Below are 6,477 nucleotides of genomic sequence, written 5' to 3'. Positions count from 1 at the left end.
GGTCGAAGAACGCCTTCGCGTACGTCTCGAGCGCCTGCTCCCGGTCCACCCCGGCGAGCGGCGGGTACCAGTGGTAGCCGCCCAGGATCTCGTCCGCGCCCTGACCCGACTGGACCACCTTGACGTGCTTCGCGACCTCCTGGCTGAGCAGCCAGAACGCGACGCAGTCGTGGCTGACCATCGGTTCGCTCATGGCCGAGACGGCGGCCTCCAGCGGCGGCAGCAGGTCACCGGTGGGCACCCGGATCTGGTGGTGGTCGGTGCCGAACGTCTTCGCGACCAGGTCGGAGTAGACGAACTCGTCGCCCTCCCGGCCGCCCACCGCGTCGAAGCCGATGGAGAACGTGGCCAGGCCGGACCGGGCCTGCCCCTCGCCGGCGAGCAGCGCGACCACAAGGCTGGAGTCGAGGCCGCCGGAGAGCAGCACGCCCACCGGAACGTCGGCCACCATGCGGCGGCGTACGGCGGTGGTCAGCGAGTCGAGCAGCGCGTCCTGCCAGTCCCGCTCGGACCAGCCGGCCCGCTCGGCGGCGCGGCCGAACGCCGGGTCCCAGTAGACCCGCTCGTGGGTGGAGCCGTCCGCCTCGTACACCCGGACCGTGGCCGGCGGCAGCTTGGTGACGCCGGCGAGGATGGTGCGCGGCGGCGGCACGATGCTGTGGAAGCTCAGGTAGTGGGCGAGCGCCACCCGGTCGATGGTGGTGTCGATGCCGCCACCGGCGAGCAGCGCCGGCAGGGTCGAGGCGAACCGGACCACGCCGGGGCTCTCGGCCAGGTAGAGCGGCTTGATGCCGAGGCGGTCCCGGGCCAGCACCAGGCGGCCGGTGTCGCGCTCGCTGATCGCCACCGCGAACATGCCGATCAGGTGGTCGACGAAGTCGAGCCCCCACTCGGCGTACGCCTTGACCACTACCTCGCTGTCGCCGGACGAGAAGAACCGGTGGCCCTTGGCCTGCAGTTCTGCGCGTAGTTCCCGGTAGTTGTAGATGCAGCCGTTGAAGACACCGGTGAGCCCGGCGGCGGCGTCCACAATGGGTTGGCCGCTCGCCGCGGACAGGTCGATGATCTTCAGGCGCCGGTGTCCCAGCGCGGTCGGCCCTTGCGACCAGACGCCGCTGTCGTCGGGCCCTCGGTCACTCATCGTGGCCGCCATCCGCTCCACGGCCGAGACATCGGCGCGTGAACCGTCACGGCGGAACTCTCCCGCAAGTCCGCACATACGAGCCAATGCTGCCAGAGGTTGTTTCGGTTCGCCTGTTGAGACGATGACGAACGTGTGACAGCTTGCTACGATGCGCCGTCACGCAGCGTGGTTGCCTGTCACGCCTTCGGTTCCTGCCTCACTCCACCCGATGTCGGGATTCGGCACCCGCAGGGGTGTGAGGAATGCCGCAGCAGGATACTTCTGAAGTAGTATTGATGTCATGTCGATGCCCTTGGAGTCGGTGCCGTTCTCCGAGCTGCTGCGCCAGCCGACGGAAACCGCCGAACGGCTGGCCCGAACCCGGGCGCTGCGGCTCCGTCGCCGTGACGCCGCCGACCTGGTGCTGATGTCCGCCGAGCGGGCTGAAGCCGAGGGGGAGGTGGTCGACCTGACCGCGCGGCTGCTGGCCGGCCTGGCGCGGCGAGAGCCGGCCCTGGTCCGGGAGACGCTTCCGACTGTGCTGCCCTGGATGCGGTTCCTGCCGCAGGGGGACGCCGAGCAGATGACCGACGAGTTCATCGCCACGGCCGAGGCCGCAGCGGCTGTCGGCAGCACCGCGGCGGTGTCCCAGCTGCTCACCGAATGGCGGCACACCGCTGAGGTGCACGCCGATCCCGACCTGCATCGGATCCTGGCCGCGCCCAGCGCCGACGACTTCGGGCCGGTGACGCGCCCGATTGACGAGTGAGTGCGAAGCGCGGCGACCGCGCCGCCCCGCCACCCCGGCCCGGCGGGTACGCCCTGCGGTTCGCCACAAACGACGCGGCGAAGGGCTGGGAGGAACTGTGCCGGCAGGCCGCGGCCAACACGCGCGGCGCGTTCGACGCGATCGAGGCGCACCCGTGCCCGTCTCCGCCGAACAGCCGCCAGCACCCCCTCAAGGGCTCCCTCGCCACAGCCGTGCACAACGGGCGGTCACTGCCGCAGTGGCAGTACGAGGTCACCGCCGGCGGCCGCATCTGGTACCTGGTCGACGACCAGACCCGAACCTGCTGGATCAAGCACGCCGGAACCGGCCATCCCAGAGCCACCGATTGACCGCAGTGCGTTCGGGCCCCCGTCCCTGAGGGGCGAGGGCCCGAATGGAATGGGCAGTGCTCGGTCTGGCTACGCGGTGCGGGCCACGCCGACCGGGCAGCTCAGCCCGTTCGGTCCGTGGTTGCAGTAGCCGTTCGGGTTCTTCGTCGGCGCCAGGTACTGCTGGTGGTAGTCCTCGGCGAAGTAGTAGTCGCCGAGCGGCGCGATCTCGGTGGTGATCTCACCCTTGCCGGCCCGGGCCACGATCGGCGCGAACGCGTCCCGCGACGCCTTCGCAGCGGCGGCCTGCTCGTCGGTGGTGGTGTAGATCGCCGAGCGGTACTGGGTGCCCACGTCGTTGCCCTGGCGCATGCCCTGGGTCGGGTCGTGGTTCTCCCAGAAGACCTTGAGCAGGTCCTCGTAGGCGATCTTCGACGGGTCGTAGACCACCTGGACCACCTCGGCGTGCCCGGTCATGCCCGAGCACACCTCCTCGTACGTCGGGTTGGTGGTGTAGCCACCCGCGTAGCCGGCGGACGTGGTGATCACGCCGGGGAGGGTCCAGAACAGCCGCTCGGCGCCCCAGAAGCAGCCCATGCCGAAGACAGCGACCTGCGCGCCCTCGGGGAACGGGCCCTTCAGCGTCGACGGCAGCACCTCGTGCCGGTCGGCGATCGGCATCGCGATCGGGCGGCCCGGCAGGGCCTGGTCAGGAGAGATCATCTCGGCCTTCATGCGGCGGAGGAACACGGTGGGACTCCTCTCTTGGCTTTCCCAGCGTGTGCAACAGCGTGGCCCTCCGGTTCCTTACCCGCCCACCGCGACGTCAGGCCAGCGCCGCCGAGATCCGCCCGGCGAACGCCTCGGCCTCGGCGTCACCTGCGTACCGGGTACGCGGCCAGAAGAAGCCGCGCAGACCGTCGCCCTTCGTCCTGGGAACCACGTGGGTGTGCAGGTGCGGTACGGACTGGGACACCCGGTTGTTCATCGCCACGAACGTTCCACCGGCGTCCAGACCGGTCTCCACTGCCACGGCGATGCGCTGGACCAGCCGGAAGTAGCCGGGCAGCGCGTCGGGCGGCAGGTCGGACAGGGTGACCAGGTGGGTGCGGGGCACCACGAGCACGTGCCCCTTGAACACCGGGCGGGTGTCCAGGAACGCGACCCCGTCCGGCTCGTCGGTGACCCGGAACGCGGGCACCTCGCCCGCCACGATCCCGCAGAACACGCACCCGCTCATCCGCCCACCCTAGGCCCGGCCCGCCCACCCCACCTCCGGTGAGCGTTGATCATGAGGTTGGCGGCGACAATTCGGACGGCGACCACCGTCAACCTCATGATCGACGAGAAGACCGGCCGTAGGTCAGGCGCGATCGAGGTAGGCGTCCCAGTCATCGTCGGGGATGCCGGTCGGGCCGGTCTCGCCGTTGGCGAGGCGCGCCCGGATGTCCGCCTCCCACCGCAGCGCCCATCCGCGCAGCTCGTCGACCTGTTGCTCGGTGAGCCCGTACGAACGGAACGTCCGGCTGTCCCGCTCCGTCACACCACCCAGCCGGTCGGCCAGTTCGTCCAACGAGAAGCCGGCCGTGTGCCGGGCGCCGAGATGCTCCAGCTCCGACCGGGTGAGCCGTTCGGAGGCTGCGCGGACGTCGATGTAGTCGCGGTGGGCGGCACGGTCGTGCAGCGCCCGGACCTTCAGCCCGACCGCGTCCTCGAAGGCCAGCACCGGGCCCAGCGCCATGCGGGCTGGCGGCGCGAGTGCCTCCTTGAGCAGATCGACCTCACAGGAAGAGGCGTCGTCCGAGATCAGCAGGCGAGCCATGCGCGGCGTCGCCTCGATGATCCGGGCGGAGAACCCGGCCGCGACGTAGGCGGCGGCGAGCCGGTCCGCCACGGCACTGAGTGGCATCGCGGCGGCCGTGGCGAAGTCGATGTCCTGGGAAGGCCGGTCGACCAGATCGTGGGCACACATGGCGTAGCCACCGGCGAGCATCAGTCCCAGGTCGTCACCAGCGGCGAAACCGATCTCCAGCAGGCGACGGTGCAGCGCGTCCATCACCCGGCGACGAGGTCGGGCAGTTGCCTCTCCCAGAGCCGGGTCACCCGCCGGGCCGTCAACCGTCGAATACGTGGCCAGTCCTGGCGGAGCAGCGCGGCGTCGACGTATCTGATGATGTCGTCCCGCTGGCCGCAGTCAAGCAGGAGGCAGTAGAGGGTCAGTCGCTCACCCGGGTCGCCCACGTCGTAGTCGCCGGGGCCCGACCAGGCAAGGCGCACGGGCAGGCTGACCCGCCCCGACCGCGGGCCGCTCAGGAGACCCAGCGAGGCCGGGATCCGGTCGGCGACGCCGTGCAGGCGGGAGGGGAGCGCCTCGGTCGTACTCACCGGACCAGTATGGCCGACCACCCCGACAGAGTCCTGGTTGTGACAGGCGCGCCCGGCCTACCGGGAGCAAAGGGGAAGCGGGCGGACTAACGTCTGCGGCATGAGGCACGGCTTCGACACACTCGCCATCCACGCCGGTCAGGCCCCGGAGGCCCGCACCGGCGCGGTGATTCCGCCGATCTACCAGACCAGCACGTACGCCCAGGACGCCGTCGGCGCGCCGCGCGAGGGCTACGAGTACAGCCGCTCCGGCAACCCCACCCGGGACGCGCTCCAGGAGTGCCTGGCCGCGCTGGAGGGCGGCCAGGTGGCACTCGCCTTCGCCAGTGGCCTGGCCGCCGAGGACACGCTGCTGCGGACCGTCTGCAAGCCGGGCGACCACGTGGTGATCCCGGACGACGCGTACGGCGGCACCTACCGGCTGTTCGCCAAGGTGGCCGAGCGCTGGGGGCTTGACTACACCCCGGCGAAGGTCTCCGACCCGGACGCCGTGCGCGCGGCGATCCGCCCGGGCGCCACCCGGATCGTGTGGGTGGAGACGCCGACCAACCCGCTGCTCGGCATCGCCGACATCGCGGCGCTGGCCGCCGTGGCGCACGACGCCGGCGCGCTGCTGGTGGTCGACAATACGTTCGCCTCGCCGTACCTGCAGCAGCCGATCGCGTTCGGCGCGGACGTGGTGGTGCACTCCACCACCAAGTACGTCGGCGGACACTCCGACGTGGTCGGCGGCGCGCTCGTCGCGGCGGACCGGGCGCTCGGCGAGGAGCTGCGTTACCACCAGAACGCGATGGGCGCGATCAACGGCCCGTTCGACGCCTGGCTCACCCTGCGCGGCATCAAGACCCTCGGGGTACGGATGGACCGGCACTGCGACAACGCCGAGCGGATCGCGGCCTACCTGGACGGCCACGCGAAGGTCGCGCAGGTCATCTACCCGGGCCTGCCCTCGCACCCCGGCCACGAGGTGGCCGCCAAGCAGATGCGGCGGTTCGGCGGCATGATCTCGTTCCGCGCGGCGGGCGGCGAGGAGCATGCCGTGGACATCTGCAACCGATCCCGGCTGTTCGTGCTCGCCGAGTCGCTCGGCGGCGTCGAGTCCCTGATCGAGCACCCGGGCCGGATGACACACGCAAGCGCTGCGGGCTCGCCGCTTGAAGTTCCCGGCGATCTCGTGCGACTGTCTGTCGGCATCGAGACGGTCGACGACCTGCTCGCCGATCTGGAGCAGGCCCTGGGCTGACCGCTGGCTGGGGAGGGTGGCAGTGCCGGAGATCTTGCCGACGACGTGGGTCGGTGCGACCGCGAAACAGATCGCCCGGGCGGTACGCCGTGGCGACGTCTCCGCCACCCAGGTCGTCGCCGACCACCTGGATCACGTCACCCGGGTCGACGCCGACCTGGCCGCGTTCCGCACGGTACGCGGCGGTGAGGCGATCACCGAGGCGGAGAAGGTCGACGAGCAGGAGGAACTGGCGAACCTCCCGCTCGCCGGCGTGCCGGTGGCGGTCAAGGAGAACACGCCGGTGGCCGGCCTGCCCACGTGGAACGGGTCGGCCGCCATGCGTACACCGGTGGCGGAGGCCGACCACGAGGTGGTCCGGCGGCTGCGCGGAGCGGGCGCGGTGATCCTGGGCGTGACCCGGATGCCGGAACTGGGCCTGTGGGCGCTCACCGACGACGACACCGCTGCCACCCGCAACCCGTGGGATCCGGCGCGTACCCCCGGCGGCTCCTCCGGCGGCGCGGCCGCCGCGGTGGCCGCCGGGCTGGTGCCGATGGCGCACGGCAACGACGGCCTCGGGTCGATCCGCATCCCGGCGGCCTGCTGCGGCCTGGTCGGGCTCAAGCCCGGCCGGGGCGTGGTGCCC

9 protein-coding genes are annotated in these 6,477 nt (G+C 71.3%); 4 read left to right on the top strand and 5 right to left on the bottom strand.

What is annotated here, in order from left to right:
- The coding region (locus tag KBX39_RS19555) for an N-acetylglutaminylglutamine amidotransferase (protein ID WP_210871863.1) at window positions 1-1,219 on the bottom strand (1,219 nt) is incomplete at its 3' end.
- Window positions 1,220-1,424: 205 nt separating this feature from the next.
- Here KBX39_RS19555 and KBX39_RS19550 point away from each other — a divergent pair.
- Together KBX39_RS19550 and KBX39_RS19545 are read left to right on the top strand one after the other, a co-directional pair.
- Window positions 1,425-1,892 (top strand): hypothetical protein, encoded by a 468-nt coding sequence (locus KBX39_RS19550; protein WP_245254670.1) that lies wholly within the window; start codon window positions 1,425-1,427, stop codon window positions 1,890-1,892.
- Window positions 1,889-2,242 (top strand): hypothetical protein, encoded by a 354-nt coding sequence (locus KBX39_RS19545; protein ID WP_209960061.1) that lies wholly within the window; start codon window positions 1,889-1,891, stop codon window positions 2,240-2,242. The genes KBX39_RS19550 and KBX39_RS19545 overlap by 4 nt, the downstream gene beginning before the upstream one ends.
- 69 nt (window positions 2,243-2,311) lie before the next feature.
- On the opposite strand, the gene msrA is transcribed toward KBX39_RS19545, so the two are convergent.
- From msrA to KBX39_RS19525, 4 genes are all read right to left on the bottom strand, one after another.
- Window positions 2,312-2,971, bottom strand: coding sequence for a peptide-methionine (S)-S-oxide reductase MsrA (gene msrA, locus KBX39_RS19540; protein WP_043326524.1), 660 nt, complete (start codon window positions 2,969-2,971; stop codon window positions 2,312-2,314).
- Between the two features lie 76 nt (window positions 2,972-3,047).
- Window positions 3,048-3,461, bottom strand: coding sequence for an HIT family protein (locus KBX39_RS19535; protein WP_064447693.1), 414 nt, complete (start codon window positions 3,459-3,461; stop codon window positions 3,048-3,050).
- A gap of 123 nt (window positions 3,462-3,584) precedes the next feature.
- Window positions 3,585-4,277, bottom strand: a complete 693-nt coding sequence (locus KBX39_RS19530) for a nucleotidyl transferase AbiEii/AbiGii toxin family protein (RefSeq protein WP_043326519.1) — start codon at window positions 4,275-4,277, stop codon at window positions 3,585-3,587.
- Window positions 4,277-4,606, bottom strand: a complete 330-nt coding sequence (locus tag KBX39_RS19525) for a hypothetical protein (protein ID WP_281605144.1) — start codon at window positions 4,604-4,606, stop codon at window positions 4,277-4,279. Before KBX39_RS19525 ends, KBX39_RS19530 begins: the two co-directional genes overlap by 1 nt.
- Before the next feature lie 100 nt (window positions 4,607-4,706).
- Here KBX39_RS19525 and KBX39_RS19520 point away from each other — a divergent pair, with 100 nt between their 5' ends.
- Both KBX39_RS19520 and KBX39_RS19515 read left to right on the top strand, forming a co-directional pair.
- On the top strand, window positions 4,707-5,849 hold the full coding sequence (locus KBX39_RS19520; protein WP_043326515.1) for a cystathionine gamma-synthase: 1,143 nt from the start codon (window positions 4,707-4,709) through the stop codon (window positions 5,847-5,849).
- 16 nt (window positions 5,850-5,865) lie between these two features.
- Window positions 5,866-6,477 (top strand): amidase family protein (locus KBX39_RS19515; RefSeq protein ID WP_312247462.1); only part of this gene is annotated, 612 nt, incomplete at its 3' end.

The sequence above is a fragment of the Micromonospora sp. D75 genome, from assembly GCF_018070405.1.
GTDB lineage: Bacteria > Actinomycetota > Actinomycetes > Mycobacteriales > Micromonosporaceae > Micromonospora > Micromonospora chalcea.
This window is presented reverse-complemented; position numbering and strand designations above follow the sequence as displayed.